Annotated in this window: 23 protein-coding genes and 1 tRNA gene; 5 read left to right on the forward strand and 19 right to left on the reverse strand. The window is 58.3% G+C overall.

Features of this window, described 5'->3' with window-relative positions:
• Positions 1-21: 21 nt before the first annotated feature.
• The 11 genes from nuoH to tpiA all read right to left on the reverse strand — a co-directional run bounded on the left by nuoH (position 22) and on the right by tpiA (position 9,446).
• On the reverse strand, positions 22-1,113 hold the full coding sequence (gene nuoH, locus IEX57_RS16630; protein ID WP_188705611.1) for an NADH-quinone oxidoreductase subunit NuoH: 1,092 nt from the start codon (positions 1,111-1,113) through the stop codon (positions 22-24).
• A gap of 14 nt (positions 1,114-1,127) precedes the next feature.
• Complete coding sequence (gene nuoG, locus IEX57_RS16635; protein WP_188705612.1) at positions 1,128-3,431, reverse strand: NADH-quinone oxidoreductase subunit NuoG; 2,304 nt, start codon at positions 3,429-3,431, stop codon at positions 1,128-1,130.
• 60 nt (positions 3,432-3,491) lie between these two features.
• Positions 3,492-4,781, reverse strand: a complete 1,290-nt coding sequence (gene nuoF, locus IEX57_RS16640; RefSeq protein ID WP_188705614.1) for an NADH-quinone oxidoreductase subunit NuoF — start codon at positions 4,779-4,781, stop codon at positions 3,492-3,494.
• On the reverse strand, positions 4,782-5,255 hold the full coding sequence (nuoE, locus tag IEX57_RS16645; protein WP_188705617.1) for an NADH-quinone oxidoreductase subunit NuoE: 474 nt from the start codon (positions 5,253-5,255) through the stop codon (positions 4,782-4,784).
• The gene (locus tag IEX57_RS16650; protein WP_188705619.1) at positions 5,255-6,511 is read right to left on the reverse strand and encodes an NADH-quinone oxidoreductase subunit D; all 1,257 of its coding nucleotides are present in this window, start codon (positions 6,509-6,511) and stop codon (positions 5,255-5,257) included. Before IEX57_RS16650 ends, nuoE begins: the two co-directional genes overlap by 1 nt.
• A complete protein-coding gene (locus IEX57_RS16655) occupies positions 6,501-7,100 on the reverse strand; it encodes an NADH-quinone oxidoreductase subunit C (protein ID WP_188705620.1) in 600 nt (199 codons plus the stop codon). The genes IEX57_RS16650 and IEX57_RS16655 overlap by 11 nt, the downstream gene beginning before the upstream one ends.
• Before the next feature lie 8 nt (positions 7,101-7,108).
• Positions 7,109-7,618: a NuoB/complex I 20 kDa subunit family protein gene (locus IEX57_RS16660; protein WP_184102312.1), complete on the reverse strand. Its 510-nt coding sequence runs from the start codon at positions 7,616-7,618 to the stop codon at positions 7,109-7,111.
• A 4-nt stretch (positions 7,619-7,622) separates the two neighbouring features.
• On the reverse strand, positions 7,623-7,991 hold the full coding sequence (locus IEX57_RS16665; RefSeq protein WP_184102313.1) for an NADH-quinone oxidoreductase subunit A: 369 nt from the start codon (positions 7,989-7,991) through the stop codon (positions 7,623-7,625).
• A 191-nt stretch (positions 7,992-8,182) separates the two neighbouring features.
• Positions 8,183-8,267 (reverse strand) — tRNA-Leu (locus tag IEX57_RS16670).
• A gap of 34 nt (positions 8,268-8,301) precedes the next feature.
• The gene (secG, locus tag IEX57_RS16675; protein WP_188705622.1) at positions 8,302-8,640 is read right to left on the reverse strand and encodes a preprotein translocase subunit SecG; all 339 of its coding nucleotides are present in this window, start codon (positions 8,638-8,640) and stop codon (positions 8,302-8,304) included.
• Positions 8,641-8,735: 95 nt separating this feature from the next.
• On the reverse strand, positions 8,736-9,446 hold the full coding sequence (gene tpiA / locus IEX57_RS16680; protein ID WP_188705624.1) for a triose-phosphate isomerase: 711 nt from the start codon (positions 9,444-9,446) through the stop codon (positions 8,736-8,738).
• Positions 9,447-9,878: 432 nt separating this feature from the next.
• Here tpiA and pstS point away from each other — a divergent pair, with 432 nt between their 5' ends.
• The 4 genes from pstS to pstB all read left to right on the forward strand — a co-directional run bounded on the left by pstS (position 9,879) and on the right by pstB (position 13,665).
• Positions 9,879-10,919, forward strand: a complete 1,041-nt coding sequence (gene pstS, locus IEX57_RS16685; RefSeq protein ID WP_188705625.1) for a phosphate ABC transporter substrate-binding protein PstS — start codon at positions 9,879-9,881, stop codon at positions 10,917-10,919.
• A gap of 125 nt (positions 10,920-11,044) precedes the next feature.
• Positions 11,045-11,995, forward strand: a complete 951-nt coding sequence (gene pstC / locus IEX57_RS16690) for a phosphate ABC transporter permease subunit PstC (RefSeq protein WP_188705628.1) — start codon at positions 11,045-11,047, stop codon at positions 11,993-11,995.
• Between the two features lie 16 nt (positions 11,996-12,011).
• The gene (gene pstA / locus IEX57_RS16695) at positions 12,012-12,851 is read left to right on the forward strand and encodes a phosphate ABC transporter permease PstA (RefSeq protein ID WP_188705630.1); all 840 of its coding nucleotides are present in this window, start codon (positions 12,012-12,014) and stop codon (positions 12,849-12,851) included.
• 43 nt (positions 12,852-12,894) lie between these two features.
• Positions 12,895-13,665 carry a phosphate ABC transporter ATP-binding protein PstB gene (gene pstB / locus IEX57_RS16700; RefSeq protein ID WP_188705632.1) on the forward strand — a complete coding sequence of 257 codons (771 nt, stop codon included), beginning with the start codon at positions 12,895-12,897 and terminating at the stop codon, positions 13,663-13,665.
• Between the two features lie 133 nt (positions 13,666-13,798).
• Here the strand turns inward: pstB and glmM are convergent, their stop codons facing one another.
• From glmM to rlmE, 4 genes are all read right to left on the reverse strand, one after another.
• Positions 13,799-15,160, reverse strand: a complete 1,362-nt coding sequence (gene glmM / locus IEX57_RS16705; protein ID WP_188705634.1) for a phosphoglucosamine mutase — start codon at positions 15,158-15,160, stop codon at positions 13,799-13,801.
• Between the two features lie 44 nt (positions 15,161-15,204).
• On the reverse strand, positions 15,205-16,029 hold the full coding sequence (folP, locus tag IEX57_RS16710) for a dihydropteroate synthase (RefSeq protein WP_188705635.1): 825 nt from the start codon (positions 16,027-16,029) through the stop codon (positions 15,205-15,207).
• Between the two features lie 95 nt (positions 16,030-16,124).
• Entirely contained in the window at positions 16,125-18,035 is a 1,911-nt protein-coding gene (gene ftsH, locus IEX57_RS16715; protein WP_188705637.1) for an ATP-dependent zinc metalloprotease FtsH, read from the reverse strand.
• Positions 18,036-18,136: 101 nt separating this feature from the next.
• Complete coding sequence (rlmE, locus tag IEX57_RS16720) at positions 18,137-18,757, reverse strand: 23S rRNA (uridine(2552)-2'-O)-methyltransferase RlmE (RefSeq protein ID WP_188705639.1); 621 nt, start codon at positions 18,755-18,757, stop codon at positions 18,137-18,139.
• Positions 18,758-18,809: 52 nt separating this feature from the next.
• Between rlmE and yhbY the strand changes: the two genes are divergently transcribed.
• Positions 18,810-19,130: a ribosome assembly RNA-binding protein YhbY gene (gene yhbY, locus IEX57_RS16725; RefSeq protein WP_188705641.1), complete on the forward strand. Its 321-nt coding sequence runs from the start codon at positions 18,810-18,812 to the stop codon at positions 19,128-19,130.
• Between the two features lie 78 nt (positions 19,131-19,208).
• On the opposite strand, the gene IEX57_RS16730 is transcribed toward yhbY, so the two are convergent.
• The 4 genes from IEX57_RS16730 to carA all read right to left on the reverse strand — a co-directional run bounded on the left by IEX57_RS16730 (position 19,209) and on the right by carA (position 24,978).
• On the reverse strand, positions 19,209-19,652 hold the full coding sequence (locus IEX57_RS16730; RefSeq protein WP_188690156.1) for a DUF4149 domain-containing protein: 444 nt from the start codon (positions 19,650-19,652) through the stop codon (positions 19,209-19,211).
• A 96-nt stretch (positions 19,653-19,748) separates the two neighbouring features.
• Entirely contained in the window at positions 19,749-20,231 is a 483-nt protein-coding gene (gene greA / locus IEX57_RS16735; protein ID WP_188705643.1) for a transcription elongation factor GreA, read from the reverse strand.
• Positions 20,232-20,492: 261 nt separating this feature from the next.
• Positions 20,493-23,714: a carbamoyl-phosphate synthase large subunit gene (gene carB / locus IEX57_RS16740; RefSeq protein WP_188705645.1), complete on the reverse strand. Its 3,222-nt coding sequence runs from the start codon at positions 23,712-23,714 to the stop codon at positions 20,493-20,495.
• 139 nt (positions 23,715-23,853) lie between these two features.
• Positions 23,854-24,978 (reverse strand): glutamine-hydrolyzing carbamoyl-phosphate synthase small subunit, encoded by a 1,125-nt coding sequence (gene carA, locus IEX57_RS16745; RefSeq protein WP_188705646.1) that lies wholly within the window; start codon positions 24,976-24,978, stop codon positions 23,854-23,856.
• Positions 24,979-25,127: the final 149 nt, after the last annotated feature.

The following is a 25,127-nucleotide window of genomic DNA, read 5'->3' on the forward strand; positions in this document are numbered from 1 at the left end:
ATCCATGTCTGTATCCTCGCCTTACTTCCACAGCGACAGCGGTGTTTGCATCCACGCGCCGACAACCACAATCCACACCAGCGTAACCGGGATGAACACTTTCCAGCCCAGACGCATCAACTGGTCATAGCGATAGCGCGGGAAGGTTGCCCGGGCCCACAGGAAGAAGAACAGCATCAGCGCGCACTTGAGGAACCACCAGATGAAGCTAGGGGCGCCCAGGAACGGCACGCTGGACGGGAACGGCGACAGCCAGCCACCCAGGAACATGACTGTGGCCATGGCCGAGATCAGAATCATGTTCATGTATTCGGCGAGGAAGAACAGCGCGAAGCTCATGCCCGAGTATTCGATCATGTGGCCAGCCACGATTTCCGATTCGCCTTCGGTCACGTCAAACGGGGCACGGTTGGTTTCAGCCAGACCCGAGATGAAGTAGATGACGAACAGCGGCAGCAGCGGTAACCAGTTCCACGACAGGATGGAACCACCGGCAACGCCATGACCTTGCTGGTTCACGATGTCGGTTACGTTCAGGCTACCGGACACCATCATCACGCCGATCAGCGCAAAGCCCATGGCCAGTTCGTAAGACACCATCTGCGCCGCGGCACGCATGGCGCCCAGGAACGCATACTTGGAGTTGGACGCCCAGCCGGCAATGATCACGCCGTACACGCCCAGCGAGGTGATCGCCATGACGTACAGCAGACCAATGTTCACGTCAGCCAGCACCAGACCCGGGAAGAACGGGATCACGGCCCAGGCGGCCAGCGCCGGCATCAGCACCAGAATCGGGGCCACAAAAAACAGGCCCTTGCTGGCTGCGGACGGGGCAATGATTTCCTTGAGCAACAGCTTGAGCACGTCGGCAAACGGCTGCAGCAGACCCAGCGGACCCACGCGGTTCGGGCCCACGCGGATCTGCATGTAGCCGATCACTTTACGTTCGGCGTAGGTCATGTAGGCCACGCTCAGGATCAGCGGCACAGCAATGGCCACGATCTTGAGCAGGGTCCAGACGACGAAAGCAATATCGTAAATCCCCTCAGGACCAATCACCGACGCAAAGGGAGAAAGCAGCCACGTCAAGAGATGTGTTAACAGTTCCATTATTGTTATCGCCCTTATGCTTTGACGACTTGCAGCGCAGCTGCAGCATCAAGATGACGGGTCAGCGGGTGTGCCGTGGCAATGCGCACCACATCGTTCAGCAGCGCATCGTCCTGAGCGACCAGCAGTTCAGCTTCACCGCCCTGCACTACCCTGGCCTTCTCGCCAGCAACCAGACCCAGCTGGGCAATGGTGGCCGCGTTGGCGCGCAGCGTTGCCGCAGCGTGTGCATCTACCGTGGCTTGCAGGCTCGGGGCACGACGGGTCAGTGCATCAATCTGGTACAGCGGCACTTCAGCCAGACGGGTCAGGCCGGATGCTGCAACAGCCTTCACGTTCACGGCCTTGGCCGGCGCGTTGTTCAGCTTGCCTTCGATACCGGCGGAGAGCGCTTCGTCACGCACTTCTTCAGACGAGGCAAACTCGAAGCCTTGCAGGCCCAAGAGGTTACCCAGCACGCGGAACACCTTCCATGCCGGACGGGTTTCGCCCAGCGGACGCACCACGCCGTTGAAGCTTTGCGGGCGGCTTTCCAGGTTGATGAAGGTACCGGAAGTCTCGGAGAACGGCGACACCGGCAGGATCACGTCGGCGTAGTCGTAAGCGCAGGACTGGAACGGCGAGAGCACAACCACCATCTCGGCTTGCTCGACAGCAGCCACGGCCTTCGGTGCGCTGGCGGTGTCGAAGTCGACTTCCGCGCCCAGCACCACATAGGCTTTCTTCGGTTGGGCAAATGCGTCTGCCATGGTGTTAAAGCCGATCAGCTGAGCGCCGACGCTGTTGGCGCCGCTGTTCAGGATACCCAGCTTGCCACCGGCCAGTTCAGCGATCGCCGCAACAACCGTATGCAGTTCAGCAGCGCGGGCGCCTTCGCTACCCAGGCTACCCAGCAATACACCGACTTTCTCGCTGGCCACGAGCGTGGTTGCGATCAGTCTGGCTTGTTCGGAGACAGTAACGCCAGCAGCGTCGATATGGGCCGGTACGGCAACACCCTTCTGCTCGGCAACCGACACCAGCACTTCCAGCGCGCCTTCGACCAGTTGGTCCGGGCGAGTCACCACGACACCGTGCAGGTGGGTCAGCATCTCGTCGTTGTGCGGGTTGACCAGCGACAACTTCATGCCGTGCTTCACGGACTGGCGCAGACGTTGTGCCAGCAGCGGTTGTTCTTTGCGCAGCGTGGAACCGACCACCAGGATGGCGTCGTTGTCAGCCAGTTCAACAATGCTTTGACCCAGCCATTGCACACCGGCGGTGGCAAATGCGGCATCTTGCTGACGCAGGTTGGCCGCGGTGTTCTTCACACCCAGCGCGCCAGCCAGCTTCTTCAAGAGGAACATTTCTTCCAGCGTGGCAGACGGCGAAGCCAGTGCGGCCACGCTATCCGTGCCGTGCTCTTCGATCACGGACTTCAGGCCGTTGGCCACGTATTCCAGCGCCACGGTCCAGTCTACTTCTTGCCAGGCGCCGCCTTGCTTGATCAGCGGCTTTTGCAGGCGTTCGTTGCTGCCCAGCGCTTCGTAAGAGAAGCGGTCGCGGTCAGACAGCCAGCATTCGTTGATGCCTTCGTTTTCCAGCGGCAGAACACGTTTGACCTTGTGATCCTTGACCTGAACGATCAGGTTGGAACCCAGTCCGTCGTGCGCACCTACCGACTTGCGACGCGAGAGTTCCCACGTCCGGGCAGAGAAGCGGAACGGCTTGGAGGTCAGCGCGCCTACCGGGCACAGATCGATCACGTTGCCGGAGATTTCGGAATTGACGGTCTTGCCGATGAAGGTCATGACCTCGGTGTGTTCACCACGGCCCGGCATGCCCAGTTCCTGGAAGCCGGCGATTTCTTCGGTGAAACGCACACAACGGCTGCAGTGAATGCAGCGGGTCATGTCGGTAGAGATCAGCGGACCCAGGTTCTTGTTGGTGACCGAGCGCTTTTCTTCTTCATAGCGGGAACCGGACTGGCCATAACCCACAGCCAGATCCTGCAGCTGACATTCACCGCCCTGATCGCAAATCGGGCAATCAAGCGGGTGGTTGATCAGCAGGAATTCCATGACGCCCTTCTGCGCCTTCACGGCGGAGTCAGAGTGCGTCCACACCTTCATGCCGTCAGTGACGGGCGTTGCACAGGCGGGCAGCGGCTTGGGCGCTTTCTCAACCTGAACAAGGCACATCCGGCAGTTGGCCGCAATAGACAGCTTCTTGTGGTAGCAGAAGTGCGGGATGTAAACGCCGACCGAATTGGCCGCGTCCATCACGGTGCTGCCACCGGGAACCGTCAGTTTGTTACCGTCGATTTCAACTTCCAGCATATCGAGCGATCCAGTTTATTCTCAAATAGTCTTCAGCAAGGCAAGGTTTGATCGGTCAGATCAGTAACCCGGAGCAATACAGCGCTTGTTCTCAATGTGATATTCGAACTCGCTGCGGAAATGCTTGAGCATGCCCTGCACCGGCATCACGGCGGCGTCGCCCAGCGCACAAATCGTACGGCCGGCGATGTTGCCACCCACGTCCAGCAAGAGGTCCAGATCTTCCGGACGGCCCTGGCCGTGTTCGATGCGGTGAATCACGCGGTACAGCCAGCCAGTGCCTTCACGGCACGGCGTACATTGACCGCACGACTCTTCAAAGTAGAAATACGACAGACGCTCCAGCGCCTTGACCATGCAGGTGTCTTCGTCCATGACGATCACCGCGCCGGAGCCGAGCATGGAACCGGCCTTGGAGATCGCATCGAAATCCATGGTCGTGTTCATCATGATCTCTGCCGGCAGTACCGGTGCGGACGAACCACCCGGGATCACCGCCTTGAGCTTCTTGCCGTTACGCATGCCGCCAGCCAGTTCCAGCAGTTCAGAGAACGGCATGCCCAGCGGTACTTCGTAGTTGCCAGGACGGTTCACGTGACCGGAAATGGAGAACAGCTTGGTACCGCCATTGTTGGGCTTGCCCAGTTCCAGGAACTTCTGGCCGCCGTTGCGGACAATGTACGGCACCGAGGCGTAGGTCTCGGTATTGTTGATGGTGGTCGGCTTGCCATACAGACCAAAGCTGGCCGGGAACGGCGGCTTGAAGCGCGGCTGGCCTTTCTTGCCTTCCAGCGATTCGAGCAACGCGGTTTCTTCGCCACAGATGTAGGCGCCGTAGCCGTGGTGTGCGTGCAGTTCAAAGTCGAAACCGCCACCCAGGATGTTGTTGCCCAGAAAGCCGGCCTTGCGGGCTTCTTCCAGCGCTTCTTCAAAGCGCAGGTAGGCTTCGAACACCTCACCGTGGATGTAGTTGTAACCGACGGTGGCGCCCATGGTGAACCCGCCGATGATCATGCCTTCGATCAGCGCGTGCGGGTTGTACATGATGATGTCCAGGTCCTTGAATGTACCCGGTTCGCCTTCGTCGGTATTGCAGACCAGGTACTTTTGACCCGGGAAGCTGCGCGGCATGAAAGACCACTTCAGGCCGGTCGGGAAACCCGCACCGCCGCGGCCACGCAGGGCCGAGGTCTTCATTTCCGCGATGACGGCATCTTGCGTCATCTTTTCATTGACGATCTTTTGCAGCGCGGCGTAACCACCACGCTTTACGTATTCTTCGAGACGCCAGCTATCAGGATTCTCGAAATCGACGTCCTCAAACACGACGCCTTTGACGAAAGTTGCCATTTATTCGAGCTCCGCCAGTTTCTTGTCGATTGCTTCAGGCGTCATGTGCTTGCACATGCTGTGGTTGTTGTGGAGCAGCACCGGGGCGTAACCGCAGGCACCCATGCACTCCCCTTCCATCAGCGTGAACTTGCCGTCCGCAGTGGTTTCGCCGTAACCAATACCCAGTTTTTGTTGCAGGTATTTGCCAGCGTCGGCACCACCCGACAAAGCACAGGGCAGATTGGTACACACAGTGATCTTGTGCTTGCCGATCGGCTTGAGCTGGAACATGTTGTAGAACGTGGCCATTTCATACGCAGCGACCGGAGGTTGCTCCAGGTAATGCGCAATGAATTCAATGGTCTCGTTGGACAACCAGCCCTTTTCAATCTGGGCGATACGCAGCGCGGACATGAGCGCCGAACGCTTTCTGTCGGCCGGATACTTGGTCAGTTCACGGTCGATCTGCGCGAGGGATTCCGGGGACAACATCAGCGATCCACCTCACCAAATACGATATCTTGCGTGCCGATAATGGCCACGACGTCAGAGAGCATGTGACCGCGCGACATTTCGTCGAGCGCGGACAAATGCACGTAACCCGGCGCACGGATCTTCATGCGGTACGGCTTGTTGGCGCCATCCGAAACCATGTAGATACCAAACTCGCCCTTCGGGTGTTCCACGGCGGCATAGGCTTCGCCGGCCGGCACGTGCATGCCTTCAGTAAACAGCTTGAAGTGGTGGATCAGCTCTTCCATGTTGCTCTTCATGCCAACACGGGACGGCGGCGCCACCTTGAAGTTGTCGGTAATGACCGGGCCCTGATTGGCGCGCAGCCAGGCAATACATTGCTTGATGATGCGGTTGGACTGGCGCATTTCTTCAACACGCACCAGATAACGGTCATAACAGTCACCGTTCTTGCCGACCGGAATATCAAAATCGAGCTTGTCGTAGACTTCGTAGGGCTGCTTCTTGCGCAGATCCCACTCGATACCCGAACCACGCAGCATGGCGCCCGTCAGACCCAGCGCCATGGCGCGTTCCGGCGAAACCACACCGATCCCGACGGTACGCTGCTTCCAGATACGGTTATCGGTCAGCAGGGTTTCGTATTCGTCGACATAGGTCGGGAAACGGTTGGTGAAGTCTTCGATGAAATCGAGCATCGAGCCTTCGCGGTTTTCGTTCAGGCGCTTGATGGCGGCAGCGTTACGCACCTTGGAGGCCTGGTACTTCGGCATCTCTTCAGGCAGATCGCGGTAAACGCCGCCCGGACGGTAGTAAGCGGCGTGCATACGGGCGCCAGAGACGGCCTCGTAGCAATCCATCAGGTCTTCGCGTTCGCGGAAGGCGTACAGGAAGATGGTCATCGCGCCGCAGTCCAGACCGTGCGCGCCGATCCACATCAGGTGATTCAGAATCCGGGTGATTTCATCGAACATCACGCGGATGTACTGCGCACGCAGCGGCACTTCCAGACCCAGCAGGCGTTCGATTGCCATGCAGTAGGCGTGCTCGTTGGACATCATCGACACATAGTCGAGACGGTCCATATACGGCAGCGCTTGCAGGAAAGTCTTGTATTCAGCCAGCTTTTCGGTACCGCGGTGCAGCAGGCCGATGTGCGGGTCAGCACGCTCAACCACTTCACCGTCCAGCTCCAGCACCAGACGCAGCACGCCGTGCGCGGCCGGGTGTTGCGGACCGAAGTTCAGGGTGTAATTACGGATTTCAGACGCCACCGTAGTTCTCCTCGCGAATGATGCGCGGTACGGTTTCGCGCGGTTCGATGGTGACCGGTTGGTAGATCACGCGGGATTGTTCCGGGTCGTAGCGCATTTCGACATAGCCCGACAGCGGGAAGTCCTTGCGGAACGGGTGGCCGACAAAACCATAGTCAGTCAGGATACGGCGCAGATCCGGGTGGCCTTGATAGATGATGCCGTACAGGTCGAACGACTCACGCTCGAACCAGTTCACGGCCGGCCAGATGTCGATCAGCGAATCAATCACCGGGAAATCATCATCGGCACAGAAAGTGCGCAGACGCAGACGGGTGTTGTGGGTGTAGGACAACAGGTGCGCTACAGAGGCGAAACGCAGGCCGGACCACTGGCCATCGCCGTAGGCGCTGTAATCCACACCAGCCACGTCCACACAGGCTTCAAAGCGCAGGTCGGCGTGATCACGCAGCAAGGTTGCCGCTTCAATCAGCTTGGCCGCCGGCACTTCCAGGGTAACTTCATCGAGCGCCAGGGTGAGCTTGCCAATGCGCTCGTCACCCAGTACGCGCTTGATGTCATCAATCAGTTGATTCAGTGTTTTTGCCACGACTCACCTCAACCGTTCACCTGCTCGAGCTGGCGAGCCCGGGCAATGGTGTTGGTACGCTTGATCTTGTTCTGCATCTGGATCAGACCATAGACCAGCGCTTCGGCCGTCGGCGGGCAACCCGGGACATAGATATCAACCGGGACGATGCGGTCACAACCGCGCACCACCGAATAGGAATAGTGGTAGTAGCCACCACCATTGGCACAGGAGCCCATGGAGAGCACCCAGCGCGGTTCCGGCATCTGGTCGTACACCTTGCGCAAGGCCGGTGCCATCTTGTTGCACAGCGTGCCGGCAACAATCATCAGATCGGACTGGCGCGGAGACGGACGGAACACAATGCCGAAACGGTCGAGGTCATAGCGTGCCGCACCGGCATGCATCATCTCGACCGCACAACAGGCCAGACCAAACGTCATCGGCCACAGAGAGCCGGTACGCGCCCAATTCATCACAGCGTCAACGGACGTTGTGACAAAACCCTTTTCAAGACTTTGCGATGCTGCTGCAGTCATCGTATTACTCCCACTCCAGCGCGCCCTTCATCCATTCGTAGGCGAAGCCGACAACGAGAATGGCCAGGAAGATCAACATGGAAAAGAAACCGAAAGAGCCAATTTCCTTGAGAACGAGCGCCCAGGGAACGAGGAAGGCAACTTCCAGATCGAACAGAATGAACAGGATGGCCACGAGGTAGTAGCGCACATCGAACTGCATGCGTGCGTCTTCAAACGCCTCAAAACCACATTCGTAAGGAGAGAGTTTTTGTGGGTCCGGCTTGTAGGTTCCAAGCAGTCGGCTAAACACCCCACCCAAGGCCATCAACCCGCCACCAATCGCGGTACCCACGATGATGAAGAGCAATATGGGGAAGTAATTCTGTAGCATGTCGATCCCCGTCAAGATCAATTACAAAGGGCAAATAAGGAAAAGAACCGGTTGCGACTATTATTCTACTGATACTGCATGCGGACTTATTCGTTCCTGCAACAAGTCCTTTTACTTGATCAACGCAAACAAGCACTGATTTTCTTTATGGAAAACGCCGGGATTGCTGCCCCGGCGTTTTTCCGAATCTATGGTGCCGACAGAGAGACTCGAACTCTCACGGCCGCAGCCACTACCCCCTCAAGATAGCGTGTCTACCAATTCCACCATGTCGGCCTTCAACCACACCTGAACAATCACCGGGCAGTGCTTACTCAGGAATCTTGCTCTGGGCGGGCGTGGAAGCCGCAGCCGCAGGCGCCGAAGCAGCGGCCTTGACATCGCTCATCACGCCCAGATCCGAAGAACGGCTCGGGGTAGTCAGCAAAACAAGACCAAGACAGCTTGCGAAAAAGACAGTTGCGCACACCGCAGTGCTGCGGCTCAGGAAGTTGGCCGAGCCGGACGAACCAAACAGGCTACCGGCGGAACCACTGCCAAAGGCTGCGCCCATGTCGGCGCCCTTGCCGTGCTGCATCAGAACGAGAACGATTGTCGCCAGTGCGGACAACACATTCACAATCAAAACGAGGCTTTTAAGAAGTTCCATCTTTTCTCATCAACGCGGCGCGAATCATAGCGCCGAAGTGGTATTTTTGCAATCTGCGACAGGGGTCTTGACCCTGCTCAAAGATTACGTTCGCATTAATGTGCAGCGCGGCAAATCCGCAAAAATTCGGTCGCCGAAAGCGCCGCACCCCCGACCAGAACACCGTCCACCCCATCGACTGCCAGGATGTGGGCGGCGTTGTTTCCCTTTACGCTTCCGCCATATAGCACACAGGTGTGCTGGCTCAGCGTCTGCTTGATGAACGCATGCATCTCGGAGATTTGCTCCGGTGCTGCGGTCACCCCTGTTCCGACTGCCCACATCGGTTCGTACGCAACTGCATACAAACTTGTCGGCACGCCGGACAATACTTTCAATTCGTCCGCGATCACATCACGGGCCACACCCTGGTCGCGCTGCTCTTGCGTCTCGCCCACACAATAAATAGGCAAAAGACCGGCATCGAGCGCTGCGCGCACTTTACGGGCGGCAGTTTCACTGGTTTCGCCAAAATAGCGACGACGCTCGGAATGTCCGATGATCACCAGCTCGCACCCGACATCTGCCAGCATGGCGGCCGACACTTCACCGGTGTACGCGCCAATGTGGAACTCGCACAGATCCTGCGCGCCCAGTTGTACCGGTGTATCCACCAGCAGCGACTTGGCCAGCGACAAATACGGATAAGGCATGCAGATTGATACATTGGAACCCAGTTCCGCACGCGCCAGTTCCGGCACCACGGAGCGAACCTGCCCCACGCTGCCATGCATTTTCCAGTTACCAACAACAAGTTGCCTTGCCATTGCACCCGACCAATGTGGTTTGCAAAAGAACGCGATTGTAGGCCGCGCCGCGCTGGTGCGTCAAACCGGCCCCACCCAGGAAACGCTTTGTTAACAGGCATTTTGCAACACTCGGGATTCCCCCAGGGCGGGTCGGGCGGTCACCGGACTGTCTCCTTGTCATTACATCTGCATATAACTGTCACATTCATCGGTGAAGATGACCGCCCATACCGGTTTCTGACGGGGTTCGTCGTCACAAACACACGTTTGAACGACGAACCGCAAACCAGCACAAACCGATATAACGTCAATATAAACAATCACATAGCAAGCAAAAACCGGCCACCATCCTTTTATGACACCGACTTGTAATATTTCGGAAACACTTCCCGTCTAGGATGCGGCCGAGTCGGGAATGTACCCGGCATTGCTCAACCGGAGAAAAACATCATGACATATGGGCGCAAAGTGCTCGTATCGCTGGGCCTTACCGCTGGCCTGTTTACTGCTCAAGCCATGGCTGCCGACATTACTGGCGCCGGTTCTACCTTTATTTACCCGCTGGCTGCCAAGTGGGCTGAAGCCTACAAGACCAAGACCGGCGTGGGTCTGAACTACCAATCCATCGGTTCGGGCGGCGGTATCAAGCAAATCCAGGCCAAGACGGTTGACTTTGGTGCCTCCGACAAGCCGCTCAAGCAAGAAGAGCTGGACAAGTCCGGTCTGGTGCAATTCCCGGTTGCCATGGGTGGTGTGGTTCCGGTTGCCAACCTGGTTGGCGTGAAGGGCGGCGAACTGAAGCTGACCGGCACCGTGCTGGCTGACATTTTCCTGGGCAAGATCAAGAAGTGGAATGACCCGGCGATCGCCAAGCTGAACCCGGCTGCCAAGCTGCCGGATGCGGCCATTACCGTTGTGCACCGTGCTGACGGTTCCGGCACTACCTTCATTTTCACCAACTACCTGTCCAAGGTCAGCGGCGACTGGAAAGCCAAGGTCGGTGAAGATGCAACCGTGCAATGGCCGAACGGCGTGGGCGGCAAGGGTAACGAAGGTGTAGCGCAGTACGTTCAGCGCATCAAGGGCGCGATTGGTTACGTTGAATACGCGTACGCCAAGCAGAACAAGATGAACTACATCGACATGCAGAACAAGTCTGGCGCGTTTGTGGCTCCGACCGAAGAATCCTTCAAGGCTGCCGCTGCTGGCGCCGACTGGAAGAGCGCACCGGGCTTTTACGTGATCCTGACCGACCAGGCTGGCAAGACCGCATGGCCGATCACTGGCGCTACCTTTGCCCTGATGCAAAAGAAACAAGACAAGCCGGAACAAGGCAAGGAAGTGCTGAAGTTCTTCGACTGGGGCTACGCCAATGGCGATGGCACCGCTTCGCAACTGGACTATGTCCCGATGCCGAACGATGTGAAGGACGTGATCCGCGCTTCCTGGAAGCAGATCACCGACAACAGCAACGCGCCGGTCTGGAAGTAAGACGGCTAAAGGCATCTTGAGTACAAAGGACTGGCATGAACGATAAAATGCAGCCCGAGTACACGCCGAACACAACAGGAGCCAGGGTGGCTCCTGTTGTTGTTACGCCGACTCCGGAGAAGCTGATGAATTCACAAGAAAAACGGCTGCAGCAACAGATGCTGCAAGACCGTATCTTCCGCGGGACTACCCGCTTTTTCGCCTTTTTTGTGCTTGCGCTGCTCGCAGGCATCATTGTTTCGCTGGTGATCGGCGCGTGGCCGGCCATTCAGCAATTCGGGCTCGGTTTTGTTGTGGGTACCGACTGGAATCCGGTGACAGGCCAGTTTGGCGGCTGGAACTCCATCCGCGGCACCTTGCTGTCTTCTTTTATTGCCCTGGCGATCGGCGTACCGGTCAGCTTTGGCATTGCGATTTTCCTGACCGAACTTTCCCCGGTCTGGCTGCGCCGCCCGCTGGGCATTGCCATTGAATTGCTGGCCGGCGTGCCTTCCATCATTTACGGGATGTGGGGTCTGTTTGTGTTTGCCCCCTGGTTTGCCGACAACGTGCAACCGTGGCTGACCGAACATACCGCCGGCCTGCCGATCATTGGCGGCGTGTTCGACGGCCCGCCCATGGGCATCGGCATGTTGACTGCCGGCCTGATCCTGTCGGTGATGGTGATTCCGTATATTTCTTCCGTCATGCGCGACGTGTTTGAAGTGGTTCCGGCCATGCTCAAGGAATCCGCTTACGGTCTGGGTGGCACCACCTGGGAAGTAGTCTGGCGCGTAGTTTTGCCTTACACCCGCAGCGGTGTCATGGGTGGCGTGATGCTGGGCCTGGGTCGTGCACTGGGCGAGACCATGGCAATTACCTTTGTGATTGGTAACGCGCAACAGCCCATCCATAGCCTGTTTGACCCGTCGACCTCGATCTCTGCCACACTGGCCAACGAGTTCACCGAAGCGACGACGGCACTGCATACAGGCAGCCTGATTTATCTGGGCCTGCTGCTGTTCTTCATCACATTTGTGGTGCTGACCCTGTCCAAACTGATGCTTCTGCGCATGCAACGCGCCGAAGGCCACTAAACAGAGGCGCTGAGTCATGTTCTCTATTTACGCGCGTCGGCGCTTCGTCAATTTCGTCAGTCTGAGCCTGTCGGTACTGGCCATGCTGTTTGGCCTGTTCTGGCTGGCCTGGATTCTGTACACCCTGTTCAAGAACGGTTTCAGCAGCCTCACGCCTGTGCTGTTCACGCAGACCACCCCTGCCCCGGGCAGCGCCGGCGGTTTGTCCAACGCCATTATCGGTAGCCTGGCGATGTCGATCGTCGGCACGCTGGTGGGCACTCCGATCGGCATTCTGGCTGGCACTTATCTGGCCGAGTTTGGCGATCGCGGCTGGCTGGCACCGGTCACGCGCTTCATCAATGACATTCTGCTGTCGGCCCCGTCCATCGTGATCGGTCTGTTCATGTATGAAGTGTACGTGGTGCATACTGGCCACTTCTCCGGCTGGGCTGGCGCGCTGGCCCTGGCGATCCTGGTGATCCCGGTGGTGGTACGTACGACAGAGAGCATGCTGCGTCTGGTACCGCACAGCATGCGTGAAGCCGCTTACGCGCTGGGTGCGCCGCAGTGGAAGATGACGCTGCAGGTGACACTGCGCGCGGCCAAGGCTGGCGTGGTGACGGGTGTGATCCTGGCTGTTGCCCGTATCGTTGGTGAAACCGCCCCGCTGCTGTTTACCTCGTTGAACAACCAGTTCTACAGCAACATGAACCAACCGATGGCCAACTTGCCGGTGGTGATCTTCCAGTTTGCGATGAGCCCTTATGAAGACTGGCATAACCTGGCATGGGCAGGCAGCCTGCTTATCGGCCTCTTTGTACTGGTGATGAACATTCTCGCCCGTACGTTGATCAAACCGCAGCAACAACACTAAGCCGCAAGCAAGGATCAAAATAATGCGACTTCAGGACTCCAGCATGACCGCAGAAACCACCAAAGCGAAACTGGCCGTAAAGAACCTCAACTTCTATTACGGCAATTTCCATGCGCTCAAGAACATCAATCTGAACATCCGCGAAGGCAAAGTCACCGCCTTCATCGGCCCGTCCGGCTGCGGTAAATCCACGCTGCTGCGTACTTTCAACCGTATGTACGAGCTCTACCCCAAGCTGCGCGCCGAGGGCGAGATCTTGCTGAACGGCAACAACATCCTGGAACGCGGCGTTGACCTGAACATGCTGCGCGCCAAGGTAGGCATGGTGTTCCAGAAGCCGACACCGTTCCCGATGTCGATCTATGACAACATCGCCTTTGGTGTGAAGCTGTACGAAAGCCTGTCCAAGTCCGAGATGGATGACCGTGTGGAATGGGCACTGTCCAAGGCGGCACTGTGGAATGAAGCCAAAGACAAGCTGCGCCAGTCTGGCCTTGGCCTGTCGGGCGGTCAGCAACAGCGTCTGTGTATCGCCCGCGCCATCGCCGTGAAGCCGGAAGTGCTGCTGCTGGACGAACCGACTTCCGCCCTGGACCCGATCTCTACCGCGCACATTGAAGAACTGGTGCACGAACTCAAGCGCGATTACACCATCGCCATCGTGACCCACAACATGCAACAGGCCGCGCGCGTGTCTGACTACACCGCCTATATGTACCTGGGCGAGCTGGTGGAAGTGGGCGAAACCGACACCATCTTCACCACGCCGACCAAGAAGGCGACCGAAGACTACATCACCGGCAAGTTCGGCTAAGCGCCCTGCCCCGCCGTGAACAAAAAACCCGCGAACTTCGCGGGTTTTTTTATGGTGCCGCACGGTAGTTATTGGCTGACGCCCATGCAAAAGCCCGCCGAAGCGGGCTTTTTTGCGCAGCCAGACAACCAGGTTATTCGGCGCTGGCTTCGGCGGTAACCACAGAGGCAATCGACTCGGCCCATTTCTCTGCCTGCGCCGGATCAACGTGCTCGACCATCACGCGAACCAGCGGCTCGGTGCCCGACGGGCGCAGCAGTACGCGGCCTTGCGAGCCCATCGCCGCTTCGGCTTTCTTGACCGACTCGGCAATAGAAGGCGAACCGCCAATATTGAACCCCTTGTTGATGCGCACGTTCTTGAGCACCTGGGTCGACAGTTGCAGCTCATCCCGGAAGGTCGACAGCGGCTTGCCTTGTTCGATCAGCGCTTCGAGCACCTGCAATGCCGAGACAATCCCGTCGCCGGTAGTGTGACGATCCAGGCTCAGAATGTGGCCGGAACCTTCGCCACCCAGCAACCAGCCGTTTTCCTGCAAACGCTCCAGCACATAGCGGTCACCCACCTTGGCGCGTTCAAAAGCGATTCCGGCCGCTTTAAGGCCGTTTTCCACGCCCAGATTGGTCATCAGGGTACCGACCACACCACCACGCAGGGTGCCGCGCTCAGCGCGATAGCGTGCCAGCACGTAGATCAGCAGATCGCCGTCGATCACCGAACCGTCGCCATCGACCATGATCAACCGGTCGCCGTCGCCATCCAGTGCGATCCCGTAATCCGCGCCTTCGGCCAGCACGGTCTTGCGCAGCAGATCAACGTGCGTCGCACCGCAGTTTTCATTGATGTTAAAGCCATTGGGCTTGTCGCCAATGGTGATGACTTCCGCGCCCAGTTCATGGAACACGTGCGGCGCCACCTGATAGGTTGCGCCGTGCGCGCAATCAATCACCAGACGCAGGCCGCGCAGGTCCAGTTCGTTCGGGAAGGTGGATTTGCAGAATTCGATGTAACGGCCCGATGCATCGCCCACGCGCCAGGCACGGCCCATGGTCTTGGAGCCGACGCAGGGTTGTGCGTCATCAATGGCTTCTTCAATGGCTTGCTCGACTTCATCTGGCAGCTTCTTGCCGCCAGCGCCAAAGAACTTGATACCGTTGTCGTAATACGGATTGTGCGAGGCGGAAATCACCACGCCTGCCGACAAGCGCAGCGCACGGGTCAGGTAGGCCACACCCGGGGTCGGCAGCGGCCCGGTCAGGTGTACATCCACGCCCGCCGCGTTCAGACCGGCCTGCAGCGCCGCCTCCAGCATATAGCCAGAAATCCGCGTGTCTTTACCGATCAATACCGACGCATGCTCACCGTTCTGGCGACGTTCTGCTGTAGCCAGTACGCGACCTGCGGCGTAACCCAGCTTCATGGCAAATTCCGGCGTGATCGGATGCTCACCGACCAGTCCGCGTACACCATCCGTTCCGAAGTACTTGCGTCCCATTGATCAATCCTGAAAGTAAAACGAAATCAAAGAAAAAACTGTTGTCATTGTAGGGCGTGCAGCGTTTTCAACGCATCCACAGTTTCCCGCACATCATGCACCCGCACGATGGCGGCACCCTTTTGCGCTGCCAGCATGGCCGCAGCGGCGCTGGCCACGGCACGCTCGCTCACCGGTCGCCCCGTAATCTGGCCCAGCATGGACTTGCGCGACACGCCGATCAGGAACGGACAGGCCAGGGTTTCAATCATCTGGGGCATGGCCCGGAACAAGGCGGCGTTGTGTTCCAGATTCTTGCCAAAACCAAAACCCGGATCGAGCAGGATACGCTCACGCGCGATGCCGACCCGCAACGCCTCGTCACGGCGCGCGGCCAGATACTGCGTGACCTCGCCCACCACGTCGTCGTAATGCGGCGCAGTCTGCATGGTGCGCGGTTCGCCCTTCATATGCATCAGACAAACTGCCACATTGTTGCGCGTGGCCACCTGCAAGGCACCGTCGCCTTCCAGCGCGGCAATGTCGTTGATCAGATCCACGCCGGCTTCAAGCGCAGCCAGCATCACGGCCGGGCGGCGGGTATCGATCGACAGCGGGACATTCAGCGATTTGAGCGCGGCAATCACCGGCACGACGCGGGCGATTTCATCTTCAATGCTGACATCCCCCGCGCCCGGGCGGGTGGACTCACCGCCAATGTCGATGATATCGGCGCCCTCTTTCACCATCATTTCGGCGTGGGCAACAGCCTTGGATGCGGTATCAAAATTACCGCCGTCAGAGAACGAATCAGGGGTGACATTGAGAATCCCCATCACAAGAGGCCGGGCGAGGCTGAGTTGAAAGCGGCCGCATTGCAAGGTATCCATGGGTACTCCGGTAGAACCTGGGCGCATTGCTGCGCGAAAGACGATAAGAAAAAGGCGGCCACTCACATGGCCGCCTTTTCATGGCGTAACGTTGATCAGGCTTCGGTAGCCGGGGTGGTCGTTGCTGCCGGCGCATCACCGCTGGGGCGATCACCGGACGGCGATGCCGGCTTGGTCGGCGGCGACTTCGGCGGACGCGGATCGCGGCCATCCATGATGTCGTTGATCTGGTCGATATCGATGGTTTCCCAATCCAGCAACGCCTTGGTCATGGCTTCGACCTTGTCGCGGTTGGTTTCCAGCAGATTGCGCGCCAGGGCGTACTGCTCATCGATAATGCGGCGGATTTCCGCATCGACTTGCTGCATGGTGCTTTCGGACACGCTCTTGTGCGTCGTCACCGAACGACCGAGGAACACTTCACCTTCGTTCTCGCCGTACACCATCGGGCCCAGCTTGTCGCTCATACCGTAGCGGGTCACCATGTCGCGGGCCATTTGCGTGGCACGCTCAAAGTCGTTGGAAGCGCCGGTGGTCATCTGATTCATGAACACCTCTTCTGCGATCCGGCCACCAAACAGGATGGCGATGCGGTTCAGCAGGTACTGGCGGTCATAAGCGTAACGGTCTTCTTCCGGCAGTTGCATGGTCACACCCAGCGCACGGCCGCGCGGGATAATGGTGACCTTGTGCACTGGATCAGACTTGGGCAGCAGTTTGGCGACCACAGCGTGACCGGATTCGTGGTACGCGGTGTTCTTCTTTTCTTCTTCCGACATCACCATGGTGCGGCGTTCCGCGCCCATCATGATCTTGTCCTTGGCGGACTCGAAATCTTCCATGTCAACCAGGCGCTTGTTGCGGCGGGCTGCAAACAAGGCGGCTTCGTTCACAAGGTTAGCCAGATCCGCACCAGAGAAACCTGGCGTACCGCGGGCCAGCACATTGGGCTCCACGTCGTTGGAGATCGGCACCTTGCGCATGTGCACGCCCAGAATCTGTTCACGGCCACGGATATCCGGCAGCGACACCACCACCTGACGGTCAAAGCGGCCCGGACGCAGCAGCGCGGGGTCCAGCACGTCCGGACGGTTGGTCGCAGCAATCACGATCACGCCGGAGTTGCCTTCAAAACCATCCATCTCGACCAGCATCTGGTTGAGGGTTTGTTCGCGTTCATCGTTACCGCCGCCCATGCCGGCGCCACGCTGGCGGCCAACCGCGTCGATTTCATCGATGAAGATAATGCACGGGGCATTCTTCTTGGCGTTCTCGAACATGTCACGCACGCGGGCCGCGCCCACGCCGACGAACATTTCGACAAAGTCAGAACCGGAGATCGAGAAGAACGGCACCTTGGCTTCGCCTGCAATGGCCTTGGCCAGCAGGGTCTTACCGGTACCGGGCGAGCCCACCATCAGGATACCGCGCGGCATGCGGCCGCCCAGGCTCTGGTATTTGGTCGGGTCACGCAGGTAGTCGACGATTTCGGCGACTTCTTCCTTGGCTTCATCGCAACCGGCCACGTCAGCAAACGTGACCGAGTTGTTGGATTCATCCAGCATGCGGGCGCGCGATTTGCCAAAGCTGAACGCGCCGCCCTTGCCACCGCCCTGCATCTGTCGCATGAAGAAAACCCACACGCCGATGAGCAGCAGCATCGGGAACCAGGAAATGAACAGCTGGGTCAGGAAACCTTGCTCTTCTTCTGCCTTGGCCGAGAACTTGACGTTGTGCTTGATCAGGGTGTCGACCAGGCGGAAGTCAAACGGCGCATAGGTAGAGAAGGCCGAACCGTCATTGAGCTTGCCGCGCAACCACTGGCCACGCAGCATGTTGCCTTCGATCTCTACCGAGGCAACGCGGTCCGCTTCAACATTCGACATGAACTGCGAGTACGGCACCTGGCCGACCGTGTCCTGCCGTTTGGTGAACTGATTGAAAACCGTCATCAGAACCAGACCGATAATCAGCCAGATGGCGATATTCTTACCGAGATTATTCATTTCCCAAGCCCTTTAACCGGGTAGTACAGCGGGATAAACGCAAGTGCGCATCCTTGCTCCAGCTGCATAAATGCTTGATGCACAGCGTCAATTCTAACTGCTCAAACCTTTTTTTGCTTGCCAAGCAAGTACATTTCCGCGCTACGGTCGCGCGAAGCTTTCGGTTTACGTGTGGTCACTGTGGCAAAAGTGTCACGCATGGCCGTCATGTATTCGTTATAGCCATAACCCTGGAATACCTTGACCAGAAAATGCCCGCCAGGTTTCAAATGATTTTGTGCAAACTCCAGCGCCAGCTCACACAGGTACATTGAGCGGGCCTGATCGGTCACGGCATTCCCAGTGATATTTGGGGCCATATCGCAAATCACAAGGTCTACTTCACGCTCTTCAAGCAAATCGGTGAAGGTTTTAAGGACAGATTCTTCCCGAAAGTCGCCCTGAATGAAATCCACACCCGGAATAAATGGCATTTCCAGGATATCGAGCGCAAACACGCGGCCCTTGTCACCCACCAGTTTTGCCGCCACCTGCGACCAGCTACCCGGTGCCGCACCAAGGTCAGCCACCCACATGCCGGGTTTGATAAGATGGTCTTTTTCGTTTATTTCCAGCAACTTATATGCTGCGCGCGCGCGGTATCCATCCTTTTGTGCCATATGAACGTAGTGATCGTTCACATGTTCCTGCAACCACGCGTTGCTGGTTTTAGAGCGTGCCATCCGGTACAATCGCCTGTTTATTCAAGGTATTAAAAGAGGTTTTAAATACAAAATGGAACTTGATTCGGATCAGCGCCGCTATCTGCGCGGCCTCGCCCATCATCTTAATCCGGTCGTCATGATCGGCAACAACGGCCTGACCGATGCAGTGATCCGTGAAATCGCCGTGAATCTGGATGCGCATGAGCTCATCAAGATTCGCGTACTGGGCGACGATCGCGAAGCGCGCACCCAGTACATGGAACAAATCTGCGCCGAACTGTCTGCCAGCCCGGTACAACATCTGGGCAAGCTGTTGATCATCTATCGCCAGGGCGATGCCGATCGTTCACGCATTGAACTGCCCAAGCCGAAAAAGGCAAAAAAGGGCTAAGCCCCTACCCTGCCAGCACAAAGGCCCGCGATCAAAGCGGGCCTTTTGTTTTATCAGCGTCAGCCTGCACGCTGCGGCTTATTTGCCATCCATATGCCAAACGTACAAGAGGCCGAACAAAGCCTGCAAGGCATAAATGGCAGTGGAAATGGTATGCCAGTTGGCAAAGCCACCACCAAACACCCCGACCGCGCTCTCGCTCAATGTGGATTTCACACCGGCCAGAATCGGAAAGATCGCAAACTGGTTCACCAGCGTGCAGACCAGCATGCCGATCAGCAGCCAGAACGGGCCGGTCTGAAACGCACGCAGGCCATCAAACCAGACGCGGTAAACCAGCAAGTACAACCCCGCCACAATCCCCAGCCAGCCCATGGCATGCAGAATTTTGGCCGAGAGCACCGCAGCCAGACCGTGGTTGTTGTCCAGCGACAAAAACAGCACCGGCAAGACCAGCATGCCGACAATCCACAAGCCGCCAATCCACAAAACCGTCAGAACGTTCTTGAGTCCGTTGCCCATTATTGTGTGAGGAGTGAGGGGTTAGGGGTGAGGCGCAAAGACGTTGGCAGTGCGGCGCGAAGGGAGCTGTTACAGCTCTCCCCTCACACCTCGCACTCACACGTATTTCACATCCAGCACTTCGTATTCGCGGATGCCACCCGGTGCGACCACTTCGGCCACGTCGCCGGCATACTTGCCAATCAGCGCACGGGCGATCGGGCTGGATACGGAAATCTTGCCGTCTTTCAGGTTGGCTTCGTCATCGCCCACGATCTGATAGGTCACCTGGCTGCCTGCTTCCAGGTCTTCCAGTTCCACGGTCGCGCCAAATACCACGCGGCCTTCGGCGGTGACGGCCAGCGAGGCGGGATCAATCACTTGCGAGTTGGACAGCTTGCCTTCCAGCTCTGCAATACGGCCTTCAACGAAGGATTGCTTTTCCTTGGCGGCATCGTATTCGGCGTTTTCAGACAGATCACCGTGCGAACGGGCTTCGGCGATGGCTGCGATCACTTCCGGACGGGCAACACTCTTCAGTTGTTGCAGTTCCGCCTTGAGCTTTTCCGCACCGACAACGGTCAGCGGGATCTTGATCATTTCTTGTTCTCCTGCGGCCCGGCTGTTTCCCTGGCCGGACAAGACAAATCAACTATCCTGGCCTGTTGTGCGGCAGTGCCAAAGCAGTGTGTCTGCACCCGCAGCGCAAACACCGGCATGTACGTCGGTACATGAAGATGTCGGGCAGTGGATGAAAACGCAATGCGCAAGCGCCGCCTGTACAGCAGGTCGGGAGACTATAAAAGCACAACCGCCGCCCCAAGCAGGGCGGCGGTTGTTGTCGTTTCAGGCTCTAAGGTATCAGGCTTTAAGTTGACGATGCAAGCCCTGCACATCGTAAACCTTGACCTCGCCAAGATCGCGCATGCCGATGCAGGCAGCACGGGCGCCAGCGACGGTGGTGAATACCGGCAGCTTGGCCTTGAGCGATTCGTGACGGATGGAGTAGCTGTCCTGAATGGCCTGGCGACGCTCTTCCACGGTATTGACGACCATGGCGATATCGCCGTTCACGATCATGTCGACAATGTGCGGACGGCCTTCGGTGACCTTGTTCACATGCGTCACGGCCACGCCGGCTTCTTCCAGCGCAGTTGCGGTGCCCTTGGTCGCCACAATCTTGAAGCCCAGATCAACCAGCACGCGGGCGCATTCGATCGCCACGGCCTTGTCGCCGTCCTTGACCGAGATGAACACGCTGCCCGATTGCGGCAGCACGATGCTGGCCGCCAGTTGCGACTTCACAAAGGCTTCGGCAAAGGTTTCGCCCACGCCCATGACTTCACCGGTCGACTTCATTTCCGGGCCCAGGATGGTATCCACGCCCGGGAATTTCACGAACGGGAACACGGCTTCCTTGACCGAGTAGTACGGCGGAATCACTTCTTCCGTCACACCCTGGCTCTTGAGTGTCTGACCGACCATGCAACGCGCGGCGATCTTGGCCAGCGGCAGGCTGGTGGCCTTGGAGACGTACGGCACGGTACGCGAAGCGCGCGGGTTCACTTCCAGCACGAACACCTTGGCTTCATCGCCCTTGCCCTGAATGGCAAACTGCACATTCATCAGGCCGATCACGTTCAGCGCGCGGGCCATGGCCACGGTCTGACGACGCAGTTCATCCTGCAATTCTTTGGAGAGCGAGTACGGCGGCAGCGAGCAAGCGGAGTCACCAGAGTGCACGCCAGCTTGTTCGATGTGTTCCATGATGCCGCCAATCAGCACGTCTTCGCCGTCAGACAGCGCATCCACGTCAACTTCGATGGCGTCGTTCAGGAAGCGGTCCAGCAGCACCGGGCTGTCGTTGGACACCTTCACGGCTTCACGCATGTAGCGGGTCAGGTCGTCTTCCGAATGCACGATCTGCATGGCACGGCCGCCCAGCACGTAAGACGGACGCACCACCAACGGATAGCCCAGCTTGGCAGCCAGCACCAGCGCATCTTTTTCATTACGCGCAGTGGCGTTCGGCGGCTGACGCAGACCCAGATCCTGCAGCAGCTTCTGGAAACGCTCGCGGTCTTCGGCAGCATCGATCATGTCCGGGCTGGTACCGACAATCGGCACACCGTTGGCTTCCAGCGCGCGCGCCAGTTTCAGCGGGGTCTGGCCACCGTATTGCACGATCACGCCGTACGGCTTTTCAACCGCGACGATTTCCAGCACGTCTTCCAGCGTCAGCGGTTCGAAATACAGGCGATCGGAGGTGTCATAGTCGGTCGACACGGTTTCCGGGTTGCAGTTGACCATGATGGTCTCGTAACCATCTTCGCGCAGCGCCAGTGCGGCGTGTACGCAGCAGTAGTCAAACTCGATACCCTGACCGATACGGTTCGGGCCGCCACCCAGCACCATGACCTTCTTGTTGTTGGTCGGTGCGGCTTCGCATTCCTCGTCGTAGCTGGAATACATATAAGCGGTGTTGGTCGCGAACTCGGCCGCGCAGGTATCCACACGCTTGTAGATCGGGCGCACGCCAGCGGCGTGACGCGCACGGCGCACGGCGTTCTGGTCGGTACCCAGCAGCGCACCGATACGACGATCCGAGAAGCCCTTGCGCTTGAGTTTGCGCAGGTCAGCGGCGGTCAGGCTTTCCAGCGTGCGGGTCTTGAGCGCCGCTTCGTCCTTGAGCAGGTCTTCAATCTGCACCAGGAACCACGGATCAATCTTCGACAGATTGTGGACTTCATCCAGGCTCATGCCGATGCGGAAAGCGTCCGCCACGTACCACAGACGTTCCGGGCCCGGCGAGGCAATTTCAGATTCGATCTTCGCGCGGTCGGTGGTGATCTCGTCAAAGCCGGACATGCCGGTTTCAAGGCCACGCAACGCCTTTTGCAGCGATTCTTGCTGGGTGCGGCCGATGGCCATCACTTCACCCACCGACTTCATCTGCGTGGTCAGGCGATCATTGGCCTGCGGGAATTTCTCGAACGCAAAGCGCGGGATCTTGGTAACAACGTAGTCAATCGACGGTTCGAACGAGGCCGGGGTCTTGCCACCGGTGATTTCGTTCTTCAGTTCGTCCAGCGTGTAACCCACAGCCAGCTTGGCGGCGATCTTGGCGATCGGGAAGCCGGTGGCCTTGGATGCCAGCGCGGAAGAGCGCGACACGCGCGGGTTCATTTCAATGACGATCAGACGGCCATCTTGCGGGTTCACCGAGAACTGCACGTTGGAGCCGCCGGTATCCACACCGATCTCACGCAATACCGCGATCGATGCATTACGCATGATCTGGTATTCCTTGTCGGTCAGCGTCTGGGCCGGGGCCACGGTGATCGAGTCACCGGTATGCACACCCATCGGGTCCAGGTTTTCGATGGAACACACGATGATGCAGTTGTCGGCGCGGTCACGCACGACTTCCATCTCGTATTCTTTCCAGCCCAGCAGCGATTCTTCAATCAGCAGCTCTTTGGTCGGAGACAGATCCAGACCGCGCGTGCAGATTTCAATGAATTCCTGGATGTTGTAGGCAATACCGCCGCCCGAACCACCCATGGTGAACGACGGGCGGATAATCGCCGGGAAGCCGATGTTGACCTGGGCGGCCAGCGCTTCTTCCATGGTATGGGCAATGGCGGAACGGGCAGAACCCAGACCGATCTTGTCCATGGCCGCCTTGAACTTCTGGCGGTCTTCAGCCTTGTCGATGGCTTCCGGTGTAGCACCGATCAGCTCGACCTTGTATTTGTCGAGCACGCCATTGCGCCACAGGTCCAGCGCGCAGTTCAGCGCGGTCTGGCCACCCATGGTCGGCAGGATCGCATCCGGGCGTTCCTTGTCGATGATCTTTTCGACCATCTGCCAGGTGATCGGCTCGATGTAGGTCACATCGGCCATGTTCGGGTCAGTCATGATCGTGGCCGGATTGCTGTTGACCAGGATGACCTTGTAACCCTCTTCACGCAGCGCCTTGCAGGCCTGCGCGCCGGAGTAATCGAACTCGCACGCCTGGCCGATGACGATCGGGCCGGCGCCGATGATGAGAATGCTTTTAATGTCTGTACGTTTGGGCATTGGCTTTGCCTGTGAGGAGTGAGGCGGGAGCAGTGAGGTGAAGATCACTCAGCACCCGCCGCACCACTTTCATTCAAATTTTATTGGGAGAGAAAACACGAGCCGCAAGACGCAAGGTTTACACCTCGCGCCTAACGCCTCACGCCTTGCTCATAGACGCAATAAAGCGGTCGAACAGGTACGCCACATCGTGCGGGCCCGGGCTGGCTTCAGGGTGACCCTGGAAGCTGAAGGCCGGACGGTCAGTCAGTGCGATACCCTGAACGGTGCCATCGAACAGCGAACGGTGCGTAATCCGCACATTGCCTGGCAGGCTGGATTCGTCCACCTGGAAGCCGTGGTTCTGGCTGGTGATCATCACGTGACCGGTATCCAGATCCTGCACCGGGTGGTTGGCGCCGTGGTGACCAAACTTCATCTTGCTGGTTTTGCCACCGGCAGCCAGACCCAGCAACTGATGACCCAGACAGATGCCAAACGTCGGAATGCGTTTTTCCAGGAACACCTGGATCGCCTCAATGGCGTAGTCACACGGTTCCGGATCGCCAGGGCCGTTGGAGAGGAACACACCATCCGGGTTCATGGCCAGCACATCGGCCGCCGGGGTTTGCGCCGGCACCACGGTCAGCTCGCAACCGCGTTCAGCCAGCATGCGCAGAATGTTGTGTTTCACGCCGAAGTCGTACGCCACAACCTTGAATTTCGGGTTGGACTGCACGGTGTAACCCACGCCCAGCTTCCACTCGGCGGTAGTCCACTCGTAGCGCTCGGCGGCGCTGACGACCTTGGCCAGATCCTGCCCGGCCATGGAGCCGAAGGATTTGGCCTTTTCAACGGCAGCGGCGGCATCAATGTTGTCGCCCGAGACGATACAGCCCGGCTGAGCACCCTTCTCACGCAGGATACGGGTCAGCTTGCGGGTGTCGATATCGGCAATGGCCACGACGTTGTGTTTGACGAGATACTCGCCAAGACTCATCGACGCGCGGAAGTTGGAATGCAGCAGCGGCAGATCACGGATGATCAGACCGGCGGCGAAAACGCCACGGCTTTCGGCATCTTCCGGGTTCACACCGTAATTGCCGATGTGCGGATAGGTCAGGGTAACAATCTGGCGGCAGTAAGACGGATCGGTCAGGATTTCCTGGTAACCGGTGATCGCGGTATTGAATACCACCTCGCCAATGGTTTCACCATCAGCGCCGATGGAAGTACCGTGAAACAGGGTGCCGTCGGCAAGCGCAAGTAAAGCTGGTTTGGACACTGGCGGCTCCTGGGCGTTGCGCCCGCAATTGAGGGGAATCGGTGCGGGGTTGAAAAAAGCCGCCGCACCCGGCCAGTCAGGGGCGGGGTTCACGGGCTCTTTTCAGGCTCCCCGGACGTAGAAAAACGGGACAGGTTGCCCTGGCCCGT

This window comes from Silvimonas iriomotensis (assembly GCF_014645535.1).
Lineage (GTDB): Bacteria > Pseudomonadota > Gammaproteobacteria > Burkholderiales > Chitinibacteraceae > Silvimonas > Silvimonas iriomotensis.